At 48.1% G+C, this 22,941-nt stretch carries 21 protein-coding genes; 18 read left to right on the top strand and 3 right to left on the bottom strand.

Features of this window, described 5'->3' with window-relative positions; all coding sequences use genetic code 11:
- The first annotated feature begins 7 nt into the window (after positions 1-7).
- The gene (locus QMZ64_RS07820; RefSeq protein ID WP_326131547.1) at positions 8-961 is read left to right on the top strand and encodes an ABC transporter permease; all 954 of its coding nucleotides are present in this window, start codon (positions 8-10) and stop codon (positions 959-961) included.
- Between the two features lie 18 nt (positions 962-979).
- Positions 980-1,864, top strand: coding sequence for a carbohydrate ABC transporter permease (locus tag QMZ64_RS07815; RefSeq protein WP_265627244.1), 885 nt, complete (start codon positions 980-982; stop codon positions 1,862-1,864).
- A 36-nt stretch (positions 1,865-1,900) separates the two neighbouring features.
- Here QMZ64_RS07815 and QMZ64_RS07810 read toward each other — a convergent pair whose 3' ends face one another.
- Positions 1,901-3,229, bottom strand: coding sequence for an APC family permease (locus QMZ64_RS07810; RefSeq protein ID WP_265627243.1), 1,329 nt, complete (start codon positions 3,227-3,229; stop codon positions 1,901-1,903).
- A 320-nt stretch (positions 3,230-3,549) separates the two neighbouring features.
- Here QMZ64_RS07810 and QMZ64_RS07805 point away from each other — a divergent pair, with 320 nt between their 5' ends.
- A complete protein-coding gene (locus tag QMZ64_RS07805) occupies positions 3,550-4,503 on the top strand; it encodes a ring-cleaving dioxygenase (protein WP_265627242.1) in 954 nt (317 codons plus the stop codon).
- A gap of 83 nt (positions 4,504-4,586) precedes the next feature.
- On the opposite strand, the gene QMZ64_RS07800 is transcribed toward QMZ64_RS07805, so the two are convergent.
- Positions 4,587-5,891 carry a S1C family serine protease gene (locus QMZ64_RS07800; protein ID WP_265627241.1) on the bottom strand — a complete coding sequence of 435 codons (1,305 nt, stop codon included), beginning with the start codon at positions 5,889-5,891 and terminating at the stop codon, positions 4,587-4,589.
- Between the two features lie 158 nt (positions 5,892-6,049).
- Here QMZ64_RS07800 and proG point away from each other — a divergent pair, with 158 nt between their 5' ends.
- From proG to QMZ64_RS07745, 11 genes are all read left to right on the top strand, one after another.
- Positions 6,050-6,862, top strand: a complete 813-nt coding sequence (gene proG, locus QMZ64_RS07795; RefSeq protein ID WP_265627240.1) for a pyrroline-5-carboxylate reductase ProG — start codon at positions 6,050-6,052, stop codon at positions 6,860-6,862.
- Between the two features lie 218 nt (positions 6,863-7,080).
- Positions 7,081-7,905 carry a M55 family metallopeptidase gene (locus tag QMZ64_RS07790; protein WP_265627239.1) on the top strand — a complete coding sequence of 275 codons (825 nt, stop codon included), beginning with the start codon at positions 7,081-7,083 and terminating at the stop codon, positions 7,903-7,905.
- 15 nt (positions 7,906-7,920) lie between these two features.
- The gene (locus QMZ64_RS07785) at positions 7,921-8,847 is read left to right on the top strand and encodes an ABC transporter permease (protein WP_243939902.1); all 927 of its coding nucleotides are present in this window, start codon (positions 7,921-7,923) and stop codon (positions 8,845-8,847) included.
- 4 nt (positions 8,848-8,851) lie between these two features.
- The gene (locus tag QMZ64_RS07780) at positions 8,852-9,811 is read left to right on the top strand and encodes an ABC transporter permease (protein ID WP_265627238.1); all 960 of its coding nucleotides are present in this window, start codon (positions 8,852-8,854) and stop codon (positions 9,809-9,811) included.
- Between the two features lie 6 nt (positions 9,812-9,817).
- Positions 9,818-10,816, top strand: a complete 999-nt coding sequence (locus QMZ64_RS07775; RefSeq protein WP_301441224.1) for an ABC transporter ATP-binding protein — start codon at positions 9,818-9,820, stop codon at positions 10,814-10,816.
- A 31-nt stretch (positions 10,817-10,847) separates the two neighbouring features.
- Positions 10,848-12,473 (top strand): peptide ABC transporter substrate-binding protein, encoded by a 1,626-nt coding sequence (locus QMZ64_RS07770; RefSeq protein WP_265627237.1) that lies wholly within the window; start codon positions 10,848-10,850, stop codon positions 12,471-12,473.
- 73 nt (positions 12,474-12,546) lie between these two features.
- On the top strand, positions 12,547-13,479 hold the full coding sequence (locus tag QMZ64_RS07765) for a S66 peptidase family protein (RefSeq protein WP_265627236.1): 933 nt from the start codon (positions 12,547-12,549) through the stop codon (positions 13,477-13,479).
- An 18-nt stretch (positions 13,480-13,497) separates the two neighbouring features.
- Positions 13,498-14,577: a mandelate racemase/muconate lactonizing enzyme family protein gene (locus QMZ64_RS07760; protein ID WP_265627235.1), complete on the top strand. Its 1,080-nt coding sequence runs from the start codon at positions 13,498-13,500 to the stop codon at positions 14,575-14,577.
- 14 nt (positions 14,578-14,591) lie between these two features.
- A complete protein-coding gene (locus tag QMZ64_RS07755) occupies positions 14,592-15,479 on the top strand; it encodes a C40 family peptidase (RefSeq protein ID WP_265627234.1) in 888 nt (295 codons plus the stop codon).
- A 19-nt stretch (positions 15,480-15,498) separates the two neighbouring features.
- On the top strand, positions 15,499-16,512 hold the full coding sequence (locus tag QMZ64_RS07750) for an ABC transporter ATP-binding protein (protein ID WP_265627233.1): 1,014 nt from the start codon (positions 15,499-15,501) through the stop codon (positions 16,510-16,512).
- A 64-nt stretch (positions 16,513-16,576) separates the two neighbouring features.
- Positions 16,577-18,241: a patatin-like phospholipase family protein gene (locus tag QMZ64_RS07745; protein WP_265627232.1), complete on the top strand. Its 1,665-nt coding sequence runs from the start codon at positions 16,577-16,579 to the stop codon at positions 18,239-18,241.
- 80 nt (positions 18,242-18,321) lie between these two features.
- Here QMZ64_RS07745 and QMZ64_RS07740 read toward each other — a convergent pair whose 3' ends face one another.
- Complete coding sequence (locus tag QMZ64_RS07740) at positions 18,322-19,188, bottom strand: dimethylarginine dimethylaminohydrolase family protein (protein ID WP_265627231.1); 867 nt, start codon at positions 19,186-19,188, stop codon at positions 18,322-18,324.
- A 191-nt stretch (positions 19,189-19,379) separates the two neighbouring features.
- Between QMZ64_RS07740 and QMZ64_RS07735 the strand changes: the two genes are divergently transcribed.
- The 4 genes from QMZ64_RS07735 to QMZ64_RS07720 all read left to right on the top strand — a co-directional run bounded on the left by QMZ64_RS07735 (position 19,380) and on the right by QMZ64_RS07720 (position 22,937).
- On the top strand, positions 19,380-19,898 hold the full coding sequence (locus QMZ64_RS07735) for an acyl-CoA thioesterase (protein WP_023856769.1): 519 nt from the start codon (positions 19,380-19,382) through the stop codon (positions 19,896-19,898).
- A gap of 117 nt (positions 19,899-20,015) precedes the next feature.
- Entirely contained in the window at positions 20,016-20,750 is a 735-nt protein-coding gene (locus QMZ64_RS07730; protein WP_165426802.1) for a DUF421 domain-containing protein, read from the top strand.
- A 210-nt stretch (positions 20,751-20,960) separates the two neighbouring features.
- Complete coding sequence (locus tag QMZ64_RS07725) at positions 20,961-22,268, top strand: pectate lyase family protein (RefSeq protein WP_301441223.1); 1,308 nt, start codon at positions 20,961-20,963, stop codon at positions 22,266-22,268.
- 336 nt (positions 22,269-22,604) lie between these two features.
- The gene (locus QMZ64_RS07720; protein WP_265627229.1) at positions 22,605-22,937 is read left to right on the top strand and encodes a PadR family transcriptional regulator; all 333 of its coding nucleotides are present in this window, start codon (positions 22,605-22,607) and stop codon (positions 22,935-22,937) included.
- Positions 22,938-22,941 lie beyond the last annotated feature (4 nt).

Below are 22,941 nucleotides of genomic sequence, written 5' to 3'. Positions count from 1 at the left end.
GCGGCACGTGGAAATCACCGCTAAAACAGGGAAAACCGCTGTTAAGACAGAAAAGAAACCGACTGGGCTGCAAGCCGTAAAACGGGATAAATGGCTTTATCTTCTGCTTGTTCCCGGTGTTTTATATTTTCTCATCTTTAAATATTGGCCGATGTGGGGCGTGTTAATTGCTTTCAAAGATTATTCGCCTTATCTCGGATTTTGGCAGAGCGAATGGGTCGGGTTCGAGTATTTTAAAGATTTCTTTATGAACCCTGACTTCTTCCGCCTGCTCCGCAACACGCTCATGTTGGCCGCTCTCGATTTGATTTTTGCATTTCCGGCTCCGCTGATTGTCGCACTCATGCTGAATGAACTGCGGCACGCCATCTATAAACGGTGCATTCAGACGTTTATATATGTTCCGCATTTCGTCTCATGGACGATCGTCGTCAGCATGACGTTTGTCTTTTTTACAGTTGATACGGGCGTGATGAATAAAATGCTGCAAAGCATAACGGGCCAAGAGATTGCATTTCTCTCGGATCCCGAATGGTTCAGGCCGATGATTGTGCTGCAAAGCATATGGAAGGAGACGGGCTGGGGAACGATTCTGTTTCTGGCGGCGCTCGCTTCGGTTGACCAGGAGCAGTATGAAGCGGCAGTGATGGACGGGGCAGGCAGATTAAGGAGAATGTGGCACATTACCCTTCCGGCCATCAGAAGCACGATCGTCGTGCTTCTCATCTTAAGAATCGGCAGTTTTTTAAACATCGGCTTTGAACAGATTTTTTTAATGACCAACTCCTTAAACCGGAGCGTGGCTGAAATTTTTGACACGTATGTCTATGTTGTGGGAATTACGCAAGGCGCATACAGCTACAGTACGGCAGTCGGGCTTTTCAAATCGGTTGTCGGAATCATTCTGATATTCGGCGCCAATTACATCGCGAAAAAGTTTGACCAGGACGGTCTGTTTTAATGAATGGAGGTGAAAGGGATGTCCGGTACGGAAACGATCCATAACACAAAAGCGGGTCGGGTATTTGATTGGTTTAATATGATCTTTCTCGGCTGCTGCGGGCTGATAACCGTCTTGCCTTTTCTGTACATTATCGCGGGGTCTTTTGCCACGGAGGCCGAGCTGGCGGAAAAGAGCTTCTTTATCTTTCCTGAGACGTTCTCGCTTGACGCGTACCGCTATGTTTTTTCAACGCCGACATTTATCAGGAGCATGGGGGTGTCTGTGTTCATTACGGTTGTGGGAACGATCGTCCAGCTCTTTTTTACATTTACGATGGCCTATCCCCTTGCAAAACGGCACATTAAGGGAAGAAACCTGCTTTTAAATCTCGTTATTTTTGCAATGCTTTTCAGCGGAGGAATGATTCCGACGTATATTGTCGTCAAATCACTGGGACTGCTCGATTCGTACTGGGCGTTGATATTGCCGATGGCGATTAATCCGTTCAATCTGATTATTATTAAGAACTTTTTTCAGCAGCTTCCGAAAGAGCTTGAGGAGTCGGCAAAGATTGACGGCTGTTCAGAAATCGGCGTGTTCTTAAGGATCGCGCTGCCGCTGTCAAAGCCGATTATTGCAACTTTTGCGCTGTTTTATGCGGTCGGAATTTGGAACGACTTTTTCCATGCTTTGCTGTACATCAATGACAGCGCGAAATGGCCGCTGCAAATGGTGCTGCGCCAAGTGACGATTCTTTCGGATCTGACGGGGACGACGAATGATATGATGGAAACGGTGCCGCCTGAACAATCGATTAAACTGGCCGTCATCGTCATTGCGACACTTCCGATTTTAGCCGTGTACCCGTTTTTGCAGAAGCATTTTGCCAAAGGCATTCTGATCGGGTCTGTGAAGGGATAAAAAAAACGCCGGGCACTTGAGCCGGCGGCTTACGGCTCAGGCAGCTGAGCCGTTTTTATTTCTTTTTTTCATCCAAAAATAAACCGGGAGACCGACGAGGCCGATCAAAATCGACCACAGACAGCTGTAAAAGTCAGTGAGAAGCGTGCTGACGAGAACAAACAATGACCCGAGAATAGCCGCAACAGGCAGGTAAGGATAGAGCGGCACGCTGTAAGATCTCCCTTGGCCATTTTTCCGTCTCCGCAAAATAAACACTGCGAAAAAAGCCATGACATAGAAGATGTAAATCATAAAAATCGAAACCTCTGACAGCTTTTCCGGATTGCTGATGATCATTAAGATGACAGCGAACATCATCTGGACGATGACCGCGATCCAAGGCGTATGGAATGCCGGATGAACATGCGAGATCCAGCGGGAGAACGGAAGCTGTTTTTTCTCAGCCATCGCAAAGATCACGCGCGGAAAAGACAGAACTTTTCCGTTTAAGCAGCCGAAGATGCTGACGATAATTCCGATGGAGATCAGTTTGCCGCCGATCGGCCCGAACAGCATTGTCGCGGCTGTGCTTGTCGCATTTTCGCCGAGCTTGACAATCTGATCGGCAGGAAGAATGTGAAGCAGCGCCAAGTTAATGAACAGGTAGCAGGCTGTGACAATCAGGATCCCGCCTGTCATCGCTTTCGGGAGCACTTTTTCCGGATTCTTCATTTCTCCCCCGAGTGCCGCAAGAAGGATCCAGCCGTCATACGCGAAGAGTGTCGCCAATACCGCCGCTCCGAAGTTTTTGCTGGCGATGCTCTCCGTGACTGTACTGAAAATATATTCATCGCCCTGCCATAGACCGAACACAATGATACATACAATGGGAATCAGCTTTCCGATCGTTGTGACCGTCTGTACCGCTCCGCCGTATTTTGTTCCGACGATGTTGACGATGCATAAAAAGGCGACGGTGATAATGCCGATGAGTGCAGTCCATGATTTATCCCAGGAAAACAAGTTGGCCACTAGCGAGCCGAAATATAATCCGAGTGCGCCGATGATGGCCGGTCCGTAGATGATAATCTGCACCCAGCCGCATAAGAACCCCCAGAACTCGCCGTAAATTTCTTCAAGATATGTGTAAAGCCCGCCCGTTTTCGGAATTTGAGCGCCCAGTTCGGCGATTGTCAGCCCGCCGGCTAGCGTCAAGACTCCGCCAAGAAGCCAGGCGAAAAGAGCAATTTGTGCGTTTCCGGAATAGGAAAGCACGCTGCCGGGCTTCATAAACACGCCGGAACCGATGATCGTTCCAATCACAAGAGATAGCGCAAATAACAAGCCTATCTCTTTTTTTAGTCCGTTTGCTTCTGCATTCATTGCGATGCCTCCCATTGATGTAATCTCTTTTATAGAAAACTATTTTTATATTGTAATACCTTTTTTAAAAAAGAAAAATTAAATAAATTTTCAGATTTTCGTATTTCTTGTTTATGTTAAACATTTTAAGGTCGTAAAACCCGAAGGGGGCGAAAATAACCGAACTTTAATAAGTGATTTTGGGTTTATTGTTAGTTTTTTGAGGGATCGGCAGGAAGGAAGGTCCTGTAAGGCGGTTTGGTTGACTTTTCAAATCAAATCGCCTATTTTTGAGAAAGAAGAAATCTCGAATTCGAGATATTTAATGAGGAGATGAAAGAATGAACGTAAATGGCATCCACCACGTATCCGCTTTAACGGCAAACGCCCAACATAATCTGGATTTCTATGTCCAAGGGCTTGGCATGAAACTGATAAAAAAATCGGTCAATCAGGATGAGCCGACGATGTACCATTTGTTTTACGGTGATGAAGTTGCGTCTCCGGGTTCAGATTTGACCTTTTTCGAAATTCCGATGCTTGCCAGGAGGCGGGAAGGGACGAACTGCATTTCGGCCGTATCACTTCGGGTTCCCGGCGAACAAACACTCGAATTTTGGAAGAAGCGGCTTCATGAGCTCGGCGCAGAGACTTACGGCATCGAGACGCGTGCGGGGCGGAGCGTTCTCCGCTTTTTAGACCATGAAGGACAGAACATGATGCTTGTGGCTGATGAAAAAGGAAAAGATCATGGAGTGCCTGTGAAAAACGGCGTCATTCCTGAGGATGTCGCGATCAGGGGGCTCGGCCCGGTCGAACTGACTGTCAAAGACGCCGGTCCGACGGCTGCGGTGCTGACCGATATTCTCGGCTTTCATAAAATCGGTGAGGAACAGGCTGATGAAACCGGCCATACGCTTCACATTTTTGAATCGGGTGAAGGAGGAGCTGGCGCGGAGGTGCATGTGAAAGAGTCAGATGACAGCAGGAGAGAGCGTCCCGGGAGAGGAAGCGTCCATCATGTCGCATTCCGCGTCAAAGATGAAGAAGAACTTAAACAGTGGCATGAGAAAATCAGCGAGAACGGCTTTACGAATTCGGGGATTGTGGAACGCTATTATTTTAATGCGCTGTATTTCAGAGAACCGAACGGCATACTTTTTGAGCTGTCGACTGACGGGCCGGGCTTTGCCGTTGATGAATCGATCGATGAGCTCGGCCGGAGCCTTGCGCTTCCGCCGTATTTGGAACATCGGCGGAAAGAGATTGAAGCGCGGCTGAAACCGATTCAATAGAAAACGAGGTCCCGAAAAGGACCTCGTTTTTTTATATAAAAGGCATCCGGCGCAGCCGACAGCCTAAAAGGGGGGGCATGCTGTTAAGATGATGCGGATTCTTTTTGGTCAAGCGTGATTTGTTTTGTCATTGTTTTGCCGTTTCGAATGAGGGTAACCTTTACCGTATCCCCGATTTTTGCATCGTTGTAAAGAAGGTTGCGCAGCGCGCTTCCCGTATCGGTTTCTTTTCCGTTAAAGCTGACGATGACATCGTTCTCTTTAAGGCCCGCTTTATCAGCAGGGGAGCCTGAAGCGACCTGGCGGATGTAGACGCCTTTGTTTAACTGGCTGCCGCTTAATCCGAGGGTGCCTGTTTGATAGTTTTCCGGCACCTGCTCAAGATCCATCATGCCGATTCCGATGAACGGGCGCTCGATTTTTCCTTTAGACATCAGCTCTTCTGCAATCGGTTTGACATCATTGCTTGGAATCGCAAATCCGATGCCTTCCACTCCGCTTTCACTGATTTTCATACTGTTGATGCCGATCACTTCGCCCTTTGTATTCAAAAGGGCGCCTCCGCTGTTGCCGGGATTGATGGCCGCGTCTGTTTGAATGACGTTCATCTCGGTTTGGCCTGCGGACGTATCAACGGAAACGGTCCGGTCAACACCGCTGATGATGCCTTGCGTCACCGTGCGGGACAGATCTTTGCCGAGCGGATTTCCGATTGCAATGACCGATTCACCCGCTTTCAAGCTTGAAGAATCACCGAAAGATGCGACTTTTTCGACGTGATCAGCGGAAATTTCAACAACGGCAAGGTCTGTCAAGGAATCGCTGCCCAGCAATTTGCCTTCCACTTCTTTGCCGTTTGACAGGGAAACCGTCAGTTTAGACGCGCCTTCGACAACGTGGTTATTTGTAATAATGTATGCTTTGCCGTTTGCTTTTTTATAAATGACACCTGAGCCTGTGCCTGTTTCTTGTTCGCTTGAACTGCTGTTGCTGCTGTTGCTTTCAAAGCCAAACATACCGCTCTCCGCTTGTTTTTGATAGTTTGAAATCCCGACGATGGCGGGAGACACATTTTCCACCATTGATGAAATGTCAGACGAATTGGTGCTGGACAATTTTTCGGTATTCGCTTTATTGGAAGAAGCCGATGAGTTCGACGTCTCGTTTGTTTGCGTCTGGACGGATGTATTGGCCGTTTCGTCTTTGCTGTGCTGGTATGTCGTGACGCCGAGAACGAGGCTTCCTCCGATGATGCCGCTGAGGATCGGCGTCATCCACGAGAGTCTCCGCTTTTGCTGTTCTGCTTTTTTTATCGCCTGGTCGGGCTTTTGATCGGAGACGATGAGTTCGTTTTTCGTTTCAAGCTGATCTTCTCTATTATATTCCATCATTTTCACGCTCCTATTGTTATCATATCCTTTGATGCCTTAATCATAATCAAAGACTGTGGGATAAACATGAAAACATTGTGGGAAATTGTCAAAGAAAAAGGATAGAATAAATAGGGTGCTATTTATAATATGACATGTCAGAGGTGTTCTAAACGTTGAAAAAGCTTGGATTTATCGGATACGGAAGCATGGCACAGATGATTGCAGTGAAACTGCTTGATCAGGAGAAAATCAGCGATGACATGGTGGTCGTCAGCTCAAGGAATGACGGGAAAACAGAGGAGCTGAGAAAGCTTTACCCGAATGTCGTTTGTCTATCAGCCGAAGAGCTTGCCAAACAGTGCGGGCTGATCTTCATCTGTGTACCGCCGATGGCGGTAAAAGAAACGCTTGAAAAAATACAGCCGTTTCTTCAGGAGGATGTCCACATCGTTTCGATTGCCGCGGGGGTCGAGCTTGACCGGCTTCACGACTGGACAAGCGGACATGTGACGAGATATATTCCGACACTTACATCTGAAGCCGGGATCGGCGTTTCGCTTGTTGTCCACGGGGAGCGGGTCGCTGAGGCGGACAAAAGCCGGCTGGAAGAATATCTTTCCGCTTTTAGCACAGTCAAACAAATACATGAGAGAGATATTGACGCTGCGAGCAATTTAACAAGCTCTTCACCGGGGTTCATCGCTTCGATCTTTGAAGAATTTGCTCAAGCTGCCGTCAGAAACAGCAGTCTTACGAAAGAAGAAGCGTTTCAATTTCTGATTCATTCATTGCTGGGAACGGGCAAGCTGTTAATGGAAAAAGACATGACGTTTACACAAACGCTTGATCGGGTGGCGACAAAAGGCGGTATCACCGGAGAAGGGGCGGAGGTCATTCAAAATGCCATGCCGGAAGTCTTTGACGAGCTGTTCGCCAGAACGATGAAGAAATATGAAGACATCAAAGACGCCGTCCGCCGGCAGTGAGCCGCGGCATTCATCGACATATCCGGACATCCCAAAGCTGCCTGCTCAGGCAGCTTTTTTATTTGAGTTCGACAACATTCATCAAAATTCCAATTTTATATTAAATTTCTAAAATTACCAATGGTTATTGCATTTCTGTTAAAATTCTAATATAATTTGTTAGAATATTCCCAAAATAATAAAAAATTTGAGACGTTTTTCATAAGGGGTGGTTTTTTGTGAAGCTGTATATGTCTGTTGATATGGAGGGAATTTCCGGACTTCCGGATGATACGTTCGTCGATTCAAGCAAGCTGAACTATGAGAGAGGCCGGAAGATCATGACGGACGAGGCCAATCATGTGATTGACGAAGCGTTCAAAAGCGGATGCAGAGAGGTGCTTGTCAATGACAGCCACTCTAAAATGAACAACCTGTTAATTGAGCGGCTCCATCCTGAAGCGCAGCTCATTTCCGGAGATGTCAAGCCGTTTTCGATGGTTCAGGGACTTGACGAAACATGCGATGGAGCTGTGTTCGTCGGCTACCATGCGAGAGCATCGATGAGAGGCGTGATGTCGCACAGCATGATTTTCGGCGTCAGACATTTTTACATAAACGATCAGGCGGTGGGTGAGCTGGGTTTCAACGCTTATGTTGCCGGTTATTACGGCGTCCCGGTTATTATGGTTGCCGGTGACAGCGAGGCGGCAGCTGAGGCGGAGGAACTGATTCCGAACGTAACGACAGCGGCCGTCAAGGAAACGGTTTCCCGTTCGGCGGTCAAATGCATGACGCCGGAGAAAGCGGGTCAGCTATTAAGAGAGCGGACGGCATATGCGATTCAAAACCGCGGTCAAGTCAAGCCGCTCACGCCTCCGGACAGGCCGGTGCTGCGGATAGAGTTTGTCAATTACGGCCAAGCCGAGTGGGCGAGTCTGATGCCGGGTGCTGAAATCGAACCGCAAACGACGACTGTCCGCTATCAAGCGAAAGACATTCTTGAAGCCTATCAAGCGATGCTTGTCATGACCGAGCTTGCGATGAGAACGACATTCTCCTAGGAAGGTGGGATGAAAATGGCGGGTTACATCATGAAGCGGCTCCTGTCGATGCTGGCGACCATTTTGGTGATCACGACATTGACCTTTGTGATGATGAAAGTGATTCCAGGCTCTCCCTTCAATGAAGAAAGAAACACGAATGAAGCGGTTCAGCGCAACCTTGAGGCTTACTATCAGCTTGATGAGCCTCTCTTTGTTCAATATTTGTATTATGTCAAGTCGATCGTTACCTTTGATTTCGGGCCGTCGATCAAGCAGCCTTCACAAAGCGTGAACGATTTGCTGTCAAGAGGGTTCCCTGTTTCATTTGAGCTGGGGATGACGGCGCTGATTATGGCGGTCATTTCCGGGATTGCACTCGGAATCTTTGCCGCGCTGCGGCAAAACGGCATCATCGACTATATAGCGATGACCATTGCTGTTCTCGGCATTTCGGTTCCCAACTTTATTATGGCGACTTTGCTGATACAGCAATTCGCGGTTAATTGGAACATATTTCCCCCGTCGACATGGACGAGCCCGCTTCATATGGTGCTGCCGACAGCGGCTTTGGCGATGGGGCCGCTGGCGATTATCGCAAGGCTGACCCGCTCCAGCATGATCGAAGTGCTGACACAGGATTATATCCGAACAGCCCGGGCTAAAGGGCTTTCCCCTTTTAAAATTGTCATGAAGCACGCCTTGAAAAACGCCCTTATGCCTGTCGTAACGATTCTCGGGACGCTTACCGCTGCGATTTTAACGGGAAGCTTCGTCATCGAAAAAATCTTTGCGATTCCCGGCATGGGAAAATATTTTGTTGAAAGCATCAACTCCCGCGATTACCCCGTGATTATGGGCACCACCGTTTTTTACAGCATCATCCTCATCATCATGTTGTTTCTTGTCGACATGGCCTACGGAATCCTGGATCCGCGTATTAAACTGCATAAGAAAGGGTGAGCTTATGAGCCTTCCAGTCCGCACAGAAAACGAAGCGTCTTCAGGCAGTGATATCCCTGTTGAATGGTTTGCCCCGCTGAAACAAAAGCAGGATGAACGTGAATCCGTCGCAAGGCCGAGCCTGTCATACTGGCAGAACGCCTGGCGGATTTTAAGGAAAAACAAGCTGGCGATGGCGGGATTGAGCGTGTTAATCTTCCTGTTCATCATGGCTGTTCTCGGACCGGTTCTTTCTCCGCACAGCGTCACCCAGCAGACGCTTTCCGAGCAAAACCTTCCTCCGTCGACGGAGCATTGGTTCGGAACCGATGAGCTCGGACGCGATGTGTTTACAAGAACGTGGTACGGAGCGAGGATTTCACTGTTTGTCGGCGTGATGGCGGCTTTGATCGATTTTGCAATCGGCGTCATCTATGGCGGCATCTCCGGCTATAAAGGCGGCAAAACAGACCACATCATGATGCGGGTCATCGAAGTGCTGCACGGACTGCCTTATTTATTGGTCGTCATTCTTCTCATGGTCATGATGGGTCCTGGACTCGGGACAATCATCGTGGCGCTGACCGTCACCGGCTGGGTCGGCATGGCGCGGATCGTCAGGGGTCAGGTTTTGAAGGTGAAGCATGATGAGCATGTTCTCGCATCCAAAACCTTCGGAGCGAAAACGGTAAGGATCATCAGGCGGAATCTCCTTCCGAACATGATGGGAACGATCATCGTCCAGATGACCTTGACGGTGCCGTCGGCCATTTTTGCCGAAGCGTTTCTCAGTTTCCTCGGTTTGGGCATTCAAGCCCCGTTTGCGAGCTGGGGTGTCATGGCGAACGACGGCCTTCCGGTGATCTTGTCGGGTCACTGGTGGCGGCTGTTTTTTCCTGCTTTCTTTATTTCATTAACAATGTTCGCATTTAATGTCGTTGGAGACGGACTGCAGGATGCGTTAGATTCGAAGCTGAGGAGGTAATGTATTTTGCGGAAAAAAGTATTGGAAGTCGAGAATCTGCATGTTTCATTTACGACATACGGCGGCACGGTTAAAGCCGTCCGCGGTGTGAGCTTTGAGTTATATGAGGGGGAGACGTTTGCGATTGTCGGCGAGTCGGGATGCGGAAAAAGCGTGACATCGCAAAGCATTATGCGGCTTTTGCCGAAGTTTTCGGCAACGATCACAGACGGTGCGGTCCGCTTTAAGGGAAAAGACTTGCGCCATCTGTCCGAAAAAGAGATGAGAAAGATCAGAGGGGCCGAAATCTCAATGATCTTCCAGGATCCGATGACGGCCCTGAATCCGACCTTGACCGTCGGAGACCAGCTCACAGAAGCGCTGTTGGAACATCGGCCCGTATCTAAAACAGACGCTCGAAAAGCGGTCATTTCGATGCTTGAGCTCGTCGGGATTCCGAATCCGCAAGAGCGTTTGAGGCAGTATCCGCATCAATTCAGCGGCGGGATGAGGCAGCGGATCGTGATCGCCATGGCGCTCATCTGCGAACCGGAGATTCTGATTGCGGATGAACCGACGACCGCGCTTGATGTTACCATTCAGGCGCAAATTCTTGAGCTGTTTAAAGACATTCAGCGGAAAACCGGTGTATCCATCATTTTAATCACCCATGATTTAGGCGTAGTCGCACAGACGGCGGACAGAATCGCCGTGATGTACGCCGGGAAAATAGCGGAAACGGGAGCGAGGAGGGATATTTTTTACCGTCCGCAGCACCCGTATACAAAAGGCTTGCTGCATTCTGTTCCGAGGCTTGACCTCGAAGGTGCGGATCTCGTTCCGATTGACGGGACGCCGCCGGACTTGTTTTCTCCGCCTGAAGGGTGTCCGTTTACGGCGCGCTGTTCCTATGCAATGGAAGTGTGCAGCAGGGTTTATCCTGCCGTTGCAGAAGTCTCGGCGGGGCATCGTGTGTGCTGCTGGCTTCAGGATGAAAGGGCGAAACGGGCTCTACTGACGACATAATCATGAAATCGATTTTTAATGGGGGGATTTGATGAAAAGGCTAGCGAGCGTATTGGCTGCCGCATTTGCGGTCATTCTGCTGTTCGGATGTACGGCAAATGAACAGGCTGGGCAGGAAACGAAGAAGAAAGCGAAAGAAACGGCTGGAGAACAGGTCCTGAGGCTGAACAATGAAAATGAACCGACATCTTTCGATCCGCCGATCGGCTTTAATAATGTCTCATGGCAGGCGCTGAACAATCTGATGGAAGGTTTGACTAGGCTTGGCGCAGACCATGAACCGGAAGCGGCGTCCGCCGAAAAGTGGAACATTTCCGACGATGGGAAAACATATACTTTTACAATCCGTGATGATGCCAAATGGTCGAACGGAGACCCTTTAACCGCTGGGGACTTTGAATATGCGTGGAAGCGTCTGCTCGATCCGAAAACGGGCTCCTCAGCCGCGTTTTTAGGCTACTTTATCGAAGGCGGCGAGGCCTTTAACAGCGGAAAAGGTGCGAAAGATGATGTCAAAGTCAAAGCGGAGGATGAAAAAACGCTTAAGGTGACGCTCGAAAGTCCGCAGCAGTCGTTTTTAAGCATTGTAGCCAATCCGGCTTTTTTCCCGGTTCCTCAGAAAATCGCCGAAAAAAATCCGAAATGGCATGAAGAAGCTGCTACATTCGTCGGCAACGGTCCGTTTAAACTGACAGAATGGAAGCATGATGAAAGCTTTACGATGGTAAAGAGCGATACGTATTGGGACCGGGATACTGTGAAGCTTGATAAAGTGACATGGGCGATGGTCGATGACAGAAATACCGACTACCAAATGTTCGAGTCGAATGAGCTTGATACGGCTTATGTCCCGGCTGAAATGAGCGAGAAGCTGATGGGTTCTGACGAGGTGAAGGTGTTCGATCAGGCAGGTCTTTACTATTACAGGTTCAATGTCAATAAAGAACCGTTCCAGAATGAAAAGATCAGAAAAGCGTTTGCGATGGCCGTCGATCAGCAGGAAATCGTCGATTATGTCACAAAAAACGGTGAAAAACCGGCCCGCGGGTTTGTGTCTCCGGGAATCAAAGGGCCGAACGGCAAGGATTTTCGCGAGGAAGGCGGCGATTTGCTCAAATATGACGCCGATGAAGCGAAGCAGCTGCTCGAAAAAGGCATGAAGGAAGAAAACTACGAAAAGCTGCCCGCCGTTACGCTGACATACAGCACAAAACCGGAGCATAAAAAAATGGCGGAAGCGATTCAGCAGAAGCTGAAAAGTACGCTCGGCGTCGATGTGAAGCTCGCCAATATGGAATGGAACACATTCCTTGAAGAACAGAAGGCGCTCAAATTTCAATTTTCCCAAAGCTCTTTTCTGGCTGATTATGCGGACCCGATCAACTTCCTGGAAAGCTTTCAAACGGGCAACGCAATGAACAGAACCGGCTGGAGCAATTCAGAGTATGACGAGCTGATCAAGGCGGCGAAAAATGAAGCTGATGAAGAAAAGCGCACAGAGCTGCTGCATCAGGCTGAAGAACTGCTGTTTGAAGGGATGCCGATCATACCGATCCACTACTACAATCAAGTCCATTTGGAAAAGGAGAATGTGAAAGGCATCGTCCGTCATCCGGTCGGCTATATTGAACTGAAATGGGCCGAAAAAACGTCATGATCAAACTTGTCCGTCTGCCACTTTCTTTGTGCACGCTAGCGCACAGAGGCGGGCGGACTTTTCATAAAGGGGGATGTCTCAGTTGAATATTGCGCCTCAAAGATTAATGCAGGGAGATACGGTCGGTGTGATTGCGCCGGCCAGTCCGCCAGTCCCCGAAAAGCTTGACCGCGCCGTCCGGTTTTTAAAAGAGCTCGGGCTTGAAGTCAAAGTGGGACGCTCGGCCGCTGAAAGACACGGCTATTTGGCGGGGAGCGATGAAGAGCGCCTGGCGGATCTGCACGACATGTTTGAAGACCGTTCGGTCAAAGCTGTCATCTGTGCCTGCGGAGGTTATGGCACGGCGCGGATTGCCGAGAAAATTGACTACCGTCTTATCAAAAGCCGCCCGAAAATTTTTTGGGGCTATTCAGATATCACTTTTTTACATACAGCGATCAGGCAAAACACCGGACTTATTACATTTCACGGTCCGATGCTCAGTTCGGACATCGGCAAAGAAGACGTGCATCCGCTCACCCGGCGCTCCTTCCGGCAGCTGTTTCAAAAAATGACGCTCACCTATACAGAGGAGCTGTCGCCTTTGGAAACGCTCGGAAACGGTGCGGCGAAAGGGGAGCTCGTCGGCGGAAACCTTGCTCTTCTGGTGACGACGCTCGGTACGCCTTATGAAATCGATACGAAAGGAAAGCTTTTGTTTATCGAGGATGTCGATGAAGAGCCTTACCGAATCGACCGGATGCTGAATCAATTGAAAATGGCCGGGAAATTATCGGACGCCGCCGGCATCCTGCTGTGCGATTTTCATAACTGCACCCCGAAAAAACGCGGTGAGTCACTTACATTAAAAGAAGTTTTCCAAGATTATATCGCCGCTGCAGGAAAACCGGCGCTATCAGGCTTTAACATCGGCCATTGTTCACCGAATATCGCCGTTCCGGTGGGGGTGCAAGCCGTCCTTGACGCCGACAAAAAACAGCTTACTATCGATCCGGGAATTTCTTGATGGAAAAAGGAGGCTGCCATGAAGATTGCCGAAATGACGACAAACCGCATCGCCGTGCCGCTAAAAAAGCCGTTTAAAACGGCGCTTCGAACCGTCCGCACCGCGGAAGCCGTCATTGTCAAACTAACGGCTGAAAACGGGATGACAGGCTGGGGCGAAGCGCCTCCGACAGCCGTTATTACCGGTGAGACGCTTGACAGTATTGAGGGGGCAGTCAACACGATATTCGCACCGGCGCTCTCCGGGCGCAACTTGCGAATGGCGGAGGCGATATTTCATGATATCGACAAGCTAATTGTTGGAAATACAAGCGCAAAGGCCGCTGTAGAAACAGCCGTCTACGATTGCTTGGCTCAGCTTTGCGGTCTTCCCCTGTATCAATTGCTGGGTGGATACAGGCGGGAGATCGAGACGGATTTTACCGTCAGCGTCAATGACCCGGAAGAAATGGGGAAAGACGCGGCCCGTTATGTAAAAGAAGGGTTTCGTACGCTCAAAATTAAAGTAGGAAAAAACGACATGGCAACAGACCTCGAACGAATCAGGGAAATCCGCAAACAAGCGGGGTCCGCTGTCCGGATCCGCGTGGACGCCAATCAAGGCTGGACGGCGAAACAGGCTGTCAAAGCGATTCGGAAAATGGAGGATGAGGGGCTTTCGATCGAGCTTGTCGAACAGCCGGTCCACCGGTGCGATCTCGAAGGCTTGAAACAGGTGACAGATGCCGTCGATACGCCAATTATGGCGGACGAAAGCGTGTTTACCCCAAGGGATGCTTTTCACGTGCTGAAAACGAGAAGCGCCGATCTCATCAATATTAAACTGATGAAAGCGGGCGGCATCCGCCAGGCGCTGAAGATCAACGCCATGGCAGAAGCATGCGGAGTGGAATGCATGGCCGGAAGCATGATCGAGACAAGGGTCGGCATCACAGCAGCCGTCCACTTCGCAGCAAGCCAGAAAAATGTGACAAAATTTGATTTTGATGCGCCGCTCATGCTGAAAGAGGATATTGTTGAAGGTGGCATCCGCTATCATGCAGGAACGATCACGATACCGGATGCTCCAGGACTCGGTATCACGAAAGTCAACCATTGAGAGGGGGAAGACGAATGAGCCTTTATACGACAGCCGTCTCGGTCGCCAATGTCTGGACCAGTCCGGAAGCACCGCGCCGCATTGACCGGTTGATGATGTCAAATCCCGTACATGTAAGAAGCTGGCTTGACACATTGTCCTTCGATGATCGTCTTGAGCTGTGTACGGCAAACCTTGTTCAAACACAGGTGCTTTTCGGAGAAGATGTGCAGCTTATAAAAGAGCGGGAAGACTGGGCGTTCGTCATCATTCCCGGGCAGCCGTCTGCAAAAGACGAACGCGGCTACCCGGGCTGGATACCAAAGGATTGCCTGGTCGAAAAAAGCCCGGCGAAGTCTGAGACAAGCGCCGTCATTCAAAAACCGACGGCTTTTCTATATGATGACAAGAAAATGAAAGTTCTTGAGCTGAGCTTTCTCACTAAGCTGCCCGTTTTGTCTTCGGACGGTATCTGGTTTGAGGTTGATACACCGCTCGGCCGCAGATGGCTGAAAAAAGAAGATGCGGATATCGAAACACCTGTAAAAGGCAGTGGAGACGACATCGTTCAAACCGGTGAGGCGTTTTTGAACCTGCCCTATCTTTGGGGAGGAATGAGCGGTTTTGGCTACGACTGCTCAGGATTTGTTTTCAATATGCTGAAGGCGAACGGCCTCTCAGCGCCGCGCGATGCCGGCGATCAGGCGAACGGCGGAAAAGAGGTGTCCTTCAGCAGCCCGAAGCGGGGCGATCTACTGTTTTTCGCATATGAAGAAGGCAAAGGGCGGGTTCACCATGTCGGCATTTACTGCGGAAACGGAGAGATGCTTCACTCACCAAAAACGGGAAAATCGATTGAGGTCATACCTCTTAAAGGCACAATTTATGAAAAAGAGCTGTGTGCCATCAGGCGCTATTTTTAATTCAAACGGGGGGATTGGCATGCAAACCGGCGCTTTATTGAAAGTCAGCCGTCTGAAAATGCACTTTGACGCAGGAAGGGGCAAAACGGTCAAAGCGGTCGACGGCATTTCATTTGATATTAAAGAAGGAGAGACGTTCGGGCTCGTTGGAGAATCGGGCTGCGGCAAGTCGACTTCCGGAAGGGTGCTGATGCGCCTTTATCAGCCGACAGAAGGTGAAGTTACATATCGGGGGAAAAACATCCACCATTTGAGCGATGATGAATCATTCCAGTACAACCGCAAAATTCAAATGATTTTTCAAGATCCGTATGCCTCACTAAATCCGCGGCTAACGGTCAGGGATATTATGACAGAGCCCATGGAAATCCACGGCCTGTACGGAGGGAAAAAGGCGCGTCTTGAAAAAGCGGACGAGCTTCTGGAAGCAGTCGGCCTGCACAAAAGCTTTGCCAATCGCTATCCCCATGAGTTCAGCGGCGGACAGAGGCAAAGAATCGGCATCGCCAGGGCGCTTGCGCTTGAACCTGAATTTATCGTCGCTGATGAGCCGATATCGGCACTTGATGTCTCCGTCCAGGCGCAAGTCGTCAACCTTTTGAAAAAGCTGCAAAAGGAAAAAGGGCTCACGTTTTTATTTATCGCCCACGATCTTTCCATGGTGAAGCACATCAGCGACCGGATCGGCGTCATGTATCTCGGGCACATGGTCGAGATCACCGACAGCGGCCGGCTTTATCAAGAACCGCTGCATCCTTACACCCAGGCGCTTTTATCGGCTATCCCGATTCCCGATCCGGATGTGGAAGATAAGCGGAAACGAATCATACTGAAAGGCGAGCTGCCAAGTCCGATCGATCCGCCGAGCGGCTGCGTGTTCAGAACGAGGTGTCCCGCCGCGACGGACATTTGCGCCGCCAAAAAACCACTCTTAAAAGAAGCCGATGACGGTCATTTTGTCGCCTGCCATCTGTATGACGGAGACGTGAGAAAAGAGGACGACGGCCTGAAGGTGACACTGCAGGCGAGGTGAAGCAGATCCCAGCATAATTCGTGCTCTCTATAAGAATAATAACAATCAAAAAGGAGACATGAGGATGCTGGAAGATAAGACGTATAAACTGGGGTTGGCTCTATCCGGCGGAGGATTTCGCGCCGGATTTTTTCATATTGGAGTTTTGTCAAGGATGGCTGATATAGGCCTGCTTCGTCACGTTGACGTGATTTCAACAGTTTCAGGAGGGTCAATCATCGGTACGCTGTACTACCTGCGTTTAAAAAAGCTGTATGAAAGTAAAAAAGGATCTGAAGTAAAAGATGAAGATTATCAAAATATGATGGCCGAGATACAAAACGATTTTCTCAGAGCAGTCCAGTACAACATCAGACTTCGCACCTTTATTAACCCTTTGAAAAACTTGAAAATGTGTTTACCAAACTACTCGCGCAGCGACTATGCAGGCGAACTTTTTGAAAAATTCATGTTCAAACCAGTGGGTGCGTTTTGCGAATGCAAGCGATGTGTCTACATGCACGATTTAACAATAAACACGACTATAAAAAATGCGAAAATCCCCAAGTTATTGATGAATGCCACTGTTTTAAATAACGGCCATAATTGGGTATTTACCAATTCGGGAATGGGGGAAATCGAAAGAGATAAAAGTCTTTTATTTGTTGATGGAAATTTCAAATTAGAACGTGTCAAATCCTATCAAGACTTATGTATAAGTAACTGTGATTCACGGTGTGAAGAACAAAATAAACGGAAACGCGGACCGTGCAAGCATAGTTGTTTCAGGCTGGGCCATGCTGTTGCTGCTTCAGCCAGCGTCCCTGGAGTCTTTGTCCCCCTTGCCATCAGTGATCTTTATGAGGAAGGCATTCGGGTGCAGCTTGCTGATGGGGGTGTTCATGATAACCAAGGGATTAGTACTCTGTTGAGTGAGAGACCTAAGTGCACTCATTTTATTATTAGTGATGCATCTAAACAAATGGAAAATGAAAAAGAACCGTCTACGTATATCCCTGGAGTGGTGGGGCGAAGCGCCAGCATTCTCGCCGATCTGGTGAGGGAAAAACAGATTTCAGGCCATATGAAAAAATACCATCGCACGACAGCATTGTTGCACTTGAAAAAGCGGCTGTCAATTGACTCGATCCCGATCAAAAATCAAGAAAGACAAGGCTGCTCGTTTAAAGGGCCTTACCACACATACGGTGTCAACGAAGAAGTTCAAAATCTGCTTTCAAAAGTCCGGACAGATCTTGACTCTTTTTCTGAAGTGGAAGCCTACTCATTAATGCTTGACGGGTACAAAATGAGCGAGTACGAGTTTAAGCGCTCCCAAATAAAGGATCTTGCCGCAAAGTCTCCTATAAAACCAAAGAATTACCGCTTTTTCGAAATAGATAGCTGGCTTACGGCAGAAGAGATTCATCCATATTATAAAAGGCTTTTAACAGCTTCAAGCAAAACGTTGTTTAAACCTTTTAGAATAAACAGGGGTCTGAAAAATATCGGCATTTTAGTTGCGGTATTTATAGGAATAATGCTTATGCCTACCATCAATATTCCTTCTAATATATCCTTGCCAACAGTGCTTTTTAATTTTGCCAATTTTGTATGTGCTTCTTTTAAAAGCAATATATACCGGTCGTCTCAGAAACCCGGCAATCAAAATTTTGTTCAAAATTGTTCCTGCGGTATTGATCGCTTTAACGGGATTTATTTTTGTGAATATGTACCTTCTAGTGTTTGATAAGCTCTTCTTATACTTTGGCAGTATGCAAAAGTTAAAAAGAAAAGCGTAAAAAAAGAGCCTTCATTCGGAGGCTCTTTTTACTTACAGCTACGCTCAATCGGCAATGTACAGCATCTGAAAGACCCGCCGGATTTTATGATTTCGGATAAGTCGATCTCGATGACCGTATAGCCCCTTTTTCTGAGCTCCTGATTTACGTGGCGGTTATCCGGGAGGCTGATGACGGTTTTATTGCCGATGGACAAGACGTTTGTGCCGAGTCTGAACTGTTCATCATCCGTAATTTCGATCATCTCATAGCGTTTTTTCAAGACATCGTATTCTCTTTCTCCCAGGGCTTTTGGATAGACAAGCGCTTCTGTCGGCGAAAGAATGTTGAAGACGCAGTCCAAATGAAGAAAAGTCTCTTCAAACGGAACCGGTACGACTTCATATGAGGGTAGCCTGCGCTTCAGCTCTTGGACGGCCGAAAATGTCGTCCTGTGGCTGATGCCGGCATATACGGTATTTTGGTCGACGAGGATGTCGCCGCCCTCGATTTGATATCCTTCATTAAATGTGGCCCAGGCGATCTGTTCTTTTGCCAGCCATTCCTGGAGGACGTTTTCTTCGCCTTGGCGGATGTCGGCTGAAAGCTGAGCGGAAAACACGGTGTCTCCGATCGTAAACCCGATATCGCGCGTGAAGACCTGTTCCGGGAATTGGCTTAAAGCGGGCAGAATTGCGACTTCAATCCCCCGGCTCTCCAATTCTTTTATCAATGTTTCATGCTGGCGGACGGCCAGCGTTTTATCGATATTATCCTTTTGGAAATACTTTTGTGTTTCGTTGATCACTTCGGCGATCTCCATATACTCCGGTCTGCATAATACCACTTTTTTTAAGACATCGTATTCGCTTGTGCAGCCCGCGCCGCGGTTTTTTTTCGAGATTGCTGAGTCCATTTTCATTCCCCCGTCCTCTCTTTAGTCATTTCATTATTCCCTTCCCGCAGCGGGAAATAAACATTTTAGCCAGAAAATCTGACAAGTTACTCGGATAAAAAAGTTTAGACAAATGAATTCTAATAGTGTTTAATAAAGAAAAAATCCACTTTACAAACGCATCTTAGTAGACATCAAAGGAGTAATGGATGATGAATGGACCTGAGAAAAGATACTGCAAAGAATCAAAAGTTGTCAAAACTAGCAGGGTGTTTCCGCTTGATACGAACAATCACAACACCTTGTTCGGCGGCAAGCTGATGAGCTATATCGACGATATCGCCTCGATTTCGGCAGCGAGACACTCGAGGTGTGAAACCGTGACGGCTTCCATGGATTCCGTCGATTTTCTCGAACCGATTCGCCAGGAAGATTCCGTCTGTCTTGAATCTTATGTGACATGGGTTGGCAGAACATCGATGGAGGTATTCGTCAAAGTCATTAAAGAGCATTTGCTGACAGGCGAACGAAAGCTTGCGGCGACTTCTTTTTTAACCTTCGTGGCGCTTGATCAAGACGGCAACCCTCAAGCCGTTCCTCAAGTTGTACCGCAGTCTGAAGAAGAAATCATGCTGCACCAGACCGCCCGTCAGCGTGCTGAAGAACGGAAAAACCACCGCAAACACAGCAAAGCGCTGGCTCAGGCGCTGGCTGTAGACAAACCTTGGTAAACATACGATCAAAACCCCGGCTCAAGCATCAGTTGCCGGGGTTTTGCTGTGTCATGCATACACAAACCAATATCTGTTCAAAATAAATGACAAAAAACGGAAAGAAGTTTTGGTTGAATGCTTGAATTTGTATGGACTTTTTTAGCCAAGCCAGCTTTAGTGTTCTCTATAGCCTATATTCTTTTTCGAATCGCAGGGAAGAAAGCCGTTTCGCAAATGACGAACTTCGATCTTTTGCTGACATTTGCGATCGGAACGATCATCAGCGAACCGATTCTTACTTCTAAAATTTCGATGTCGATTTATTATGCACTTACTTTTCTGATCTTCTATTTGTTGATTGAAAAGCTGTCATTACACAATAAATGGCGCTGGTTTCTTGTCGTCAGCCCGACTGTGCTGATTCGAAACGGCAATATTGATGAAGGGGGATTAAAAAGAGAGCGGCTGACCGTCAATGAACTGCTCGGCAAATTGCGCGAAAAAGGCTATGCCGACCCGAAAGATATCGACATCGCCCTGATTGAAGAATCGGGCCAGATCAGCGTGATTCCCAAATCGGAAGCGAGGCCTGTACAGCCGCGGGACCTCAGCTTGGAGACGAAGCGGAATTTCGTGCCGATTCCGCTCATTTTAGACGGTGAAATTATCGAACACAATTTAAAATACTTGAAAAAAACGAAAGAATGGCTGTTTCAAAAATTAGAGGATCAAGGGATTGAGCAAGCGATGCTGCCAACCATTACACTCGGCACCCTGAACGAAAAAAATGAACTTATGATTGATACGGAAGATCCCGGCAGCCCGTTAACCGATGATCCCTATCTTTATAAACCGGGGCAAGACCATTAATTTTCGCCGAATAGGCGATTTTTTTATTTTTTTGTTATTTCGGAAAAATATTAAGAGTCTGTTCTTTTCTTCATCCGTAAAATGAAACGGGGCATATGTCATAAAAGTTGAAAATGGTGTCACAAAAAACAGGAGGAAAATATGTTGTTTTCTGTATTTTTGTAGCATATATTAGTTTTTGTGAAAAAATTTTGATGGTAGGTGCAATTGATGAAAAGATTTTTTAATGTAATGATTTTGGGGGCCCTGCTGCTGCTCGGCACTTCTGTGCCAATCGAAGCGGCAGACTACGGACGCGACGTTCTCGGCTCAAAAGACGGCTGGGGCGCTTACGGAAAAGGAACGACCGGAGGTGCTGACGCTTCTTCCGATCAGGTATATACGGTCGAAAACCGCAAGCAGCTTGTTGAGGCATTAGGGGGAGACAACAAAAAGAACGGCGAAAATGATACGCCGAAGATCATCTATGTGAAGGGAACAATCAATCTTAGTGTTGATGAAGACAACAATCCTTTAGGCTATGAAGATTATAAAGACCCTGAATACTCGATCGAAGCGTATCTCAAAGCTTATGATCCGAAGAAATGGGGGGGAAAGGAGCCGTCAGGGAAGCTTGAAGAGGCAAGGCTCCGCTCGAAAGACAATCAGAAGGAACGGGTCTTAATCAGAGTCGGTTCGAACACGACGATTATCGGGCTCGGAGATGATGCGAAAATCAACGGCGGAGGCTTTTATGTCAAAAACGCGGAAAACGTGATTATCCGCAATATCGAATTCGAAAACGCGTACGATTTCTTTCCTGGCTGGGATCCGACTGACGGAAGCAGCGGAAACTGGAATTCAGAATATGACAACATTTTGATTGAAACGTCCAAATATATTTGGATCGACCACTGCTCATTCAATGACGGAGATCAGCCTGATGAACTGACCGAAACATATTTCGGCCGCGAATTCCAGCATCATGACGGACTGCTGGACATCAAAAAGCAGTCGGATTTTATTACGGTCTCCTACAGCATATTTTCAGGACATGCTAAAAACACGATTATCGGATCAAGCGACAGCTACAAAGCAGACAACGGGCATTTAAGGGTGACATTCCACCATAATCTCTACGAAAATATTAAAGAGCGGGCGCCGCGTGTCCGCTACGGAAAAGTGCACATCTACAACAACTATTTTAAAAGCACGAAAAACAGCTACAATTATTCATGGGGCGTAGGCTATTCTTCAAAAATTTATGCTGAGGACAACTACTTCGACCTGCCGGAAGGAACGAAGCCTCAAAAATTGATGAAGGTCTTTAAAGGTGACGCTTTATATGAAAAAGATACGCTCGTAAACGACCAAAAAAGCGTCGCAAAAATTGACGTTGTCAGCACATACAACAAAGCCAACAATGCGTCTATCAAAAAAACGGCCGGCTGGAAGCCGACGCTGTTTGAAAAAATCGACGACGCAGAAAATGTGCCGGCAATCGTTGAAGCGCAGGCAGGCGCAGGAAAACTGAAGTAATACACGCAAAGCGGACATGAGGATGTCCGCTCAGCGTGTCGACAAACCCTCGCATTCGTTGTCAGGCCTGCTAAGTCGGTGCTCACGAATAGGAGAAGGGTCGGCGGCTAACCGCTCAGGCGTCCTGCCTGAACGCCGCCGTCATCACATCCTGTGAAAGTCCGCTCCGATGCTTGGCCTTCCTAGACTGCAAGGGTTGCGGGTCCCACTGAAAGGATGACAAAAAAAGCGGACATGAGATCTCCGCTTTTTTTTGCTCAGGTATCTTGTAATGCAAAATAGTGTATGTTATGATTCTTGTATCTTGTATTGCAAGATACATAAAAGAGGTGGCTTATGAGTTCAACGCAAATGCTGAAAGGGATTTTAGAAGGTTGTCTGCTTGCCGTCATATCCGAAGGGGAGATATACGGCTATGAAATGACAAAGGTGCTTGCGGGATACGGTTTTTCGGATATCAGTGAAGGAAGCATCTATCCGATTCTCCTCCGCATGCAAAAGGAAAAATGGGTGGAGACCGAATTAAAAAGGTCGGCGAGCGGCCCGAAGAGAAAATATTACAGGCTTACACCCCTTGGCGAAGCGGAGCTCCAATCGTTCATCGGACGTTGGGAAGCATTATCCGGGAACGTCAATGCGCTGCTCGAAAAAAAACTGAAGGAGAAGTGAAATC

The organism is Bacillus sp. LB7 (assembly GCF_030449715.1).
GTDB classification, from domain to species: Bacteria; Bacillota; Bacilli; order Bacillales; family Bacillaceae; genus Bacillus; species Bacillus paralicheniformis.
The sequence above is the reverse complement of the archived record's forward strand: the minus strand, read 5'-3'. Positions and strand labels throughout refer to the sequence as shown.

Bases quoted from the DNA above. Each gene is read 5' to 3' on its own strand.
- QMZ64_RS07745 (WP_265627232.1), top strand. From the start codon at position 16,577: ATGCTGGAAGATAAGACGTATAAACTGGGGTTGGCTCTATCCGGCGGA.
- QMZ64_RS07770 (WP_265627237.1), top strand. From the start codon at position 10,848: ATGAAAAGGCTAGCGAGCGTATTGGCTGCCGCATTTGCGGTCATTCTG.
- QMZ64_RS07785 (WP_243939902.1), top strand. From the start codon at position 7,921: ATGGCGGGTTACATCATGAAGCGGCTCCTGTCGATGCTGGCGACCATT.
- QMZ64_RS07720 (WP_265627229.1), top strand. From the start codon at position 22,605: ATGAGTTCAACGCAAATGCTGAAAGGGATTTTAGAAGGTTGTCTGCTT.
- QMZ64_RS07750 (WP_265627233.1), top strand. From the start codon at position 15,499: ATGCAAACCGGCGCTTTATTGAAAGTCAGCCGTCTGAAAATGCACTTT.
- QMZ64_RS07805 (WP_265627242.1), top strand. From the start codon at position 3,550: ATGAACGTAAATGGCATCCACCACGTATCCGCTTTAACGGCAAACGCC.
- QMZ64_RS07735 (WP_023856769.1), top strand. From the start codon at position 19,380: ATGAATGGACCTGAGAAAAGATACTGCAAAGAATCAAAAGTTGTCAAA.
- QMZ64_RS07815 (WP_265627244.1), top strand. From the start codon at position 980: ATGTCCGGTACGGAAACGATCCATAACACAAAAGCGGGTCGGGTATTT.
- QMZ64_RS07800 (WP_265627241.1), bottom strand. From the start codon at position 5,891: ATGGAATATAATAGAGAAGATCAGCTTGAAACGAAAAACGAACTCATC.
- QMZ64_RS07760 (WP_265627235.1), top strand. From the start codon at position 13,498: ATGAAGATTGCCGAAATGACGACAAACCGCATCGCCGTGCCGCTAAAA.
- QMZ64_RS07765 (WP_265627236.1), top strand. From the start codon at position 12,547: ATGTCTCAGTTGAATATTGCGCCTCAAAGATTAATGCAGGGAGATACG.
- QMZ64_RS07725 (WP_301441223.1), top strand. From the start codon at position 20,961: ATGAAAAGATTTTTTAATGTAATGATTTTGGGGGCCCTGCTGCTGCTC.
- QMZ64_RS07730 (WP_165426802.1), top strand. From the start codon at position 20,016: ATGCTTGAATTTGTATGGACTTTTTTAGCCAAGCCAGCTTTAGTGTTC.
- QMZ64_RS07780 (WP_265627238.1), top strand. From the start codon at position 8,852: ATGAGCCTTCCAGTCCGCACAGAAAACGAAGCGTCTTCAGGCAGTGAT.
- QMZ64_RS07755 (WP_265627234.1), top strand. From the start codon at position 14,592: ATGAGCCTTTATACGACAGCCGTCTCGGTCGCCAATGTCTGGACCAGT.
- QMZ64_RS07810 (WP_265627243.1), bottom strand. From the start codon at position 3,229: ATGAATGCAGAAGCAAACGGACTAAAAAAAGAGATAGGCTTGTTATTT.
- QMZ64_RS07740 (WP_265627231.1), bottom strand. From the start codon at position 19,188: ATGGACTCAGCAATCTCGAAAAAAAACCGCGGCGCGGGCTGCACAAGC.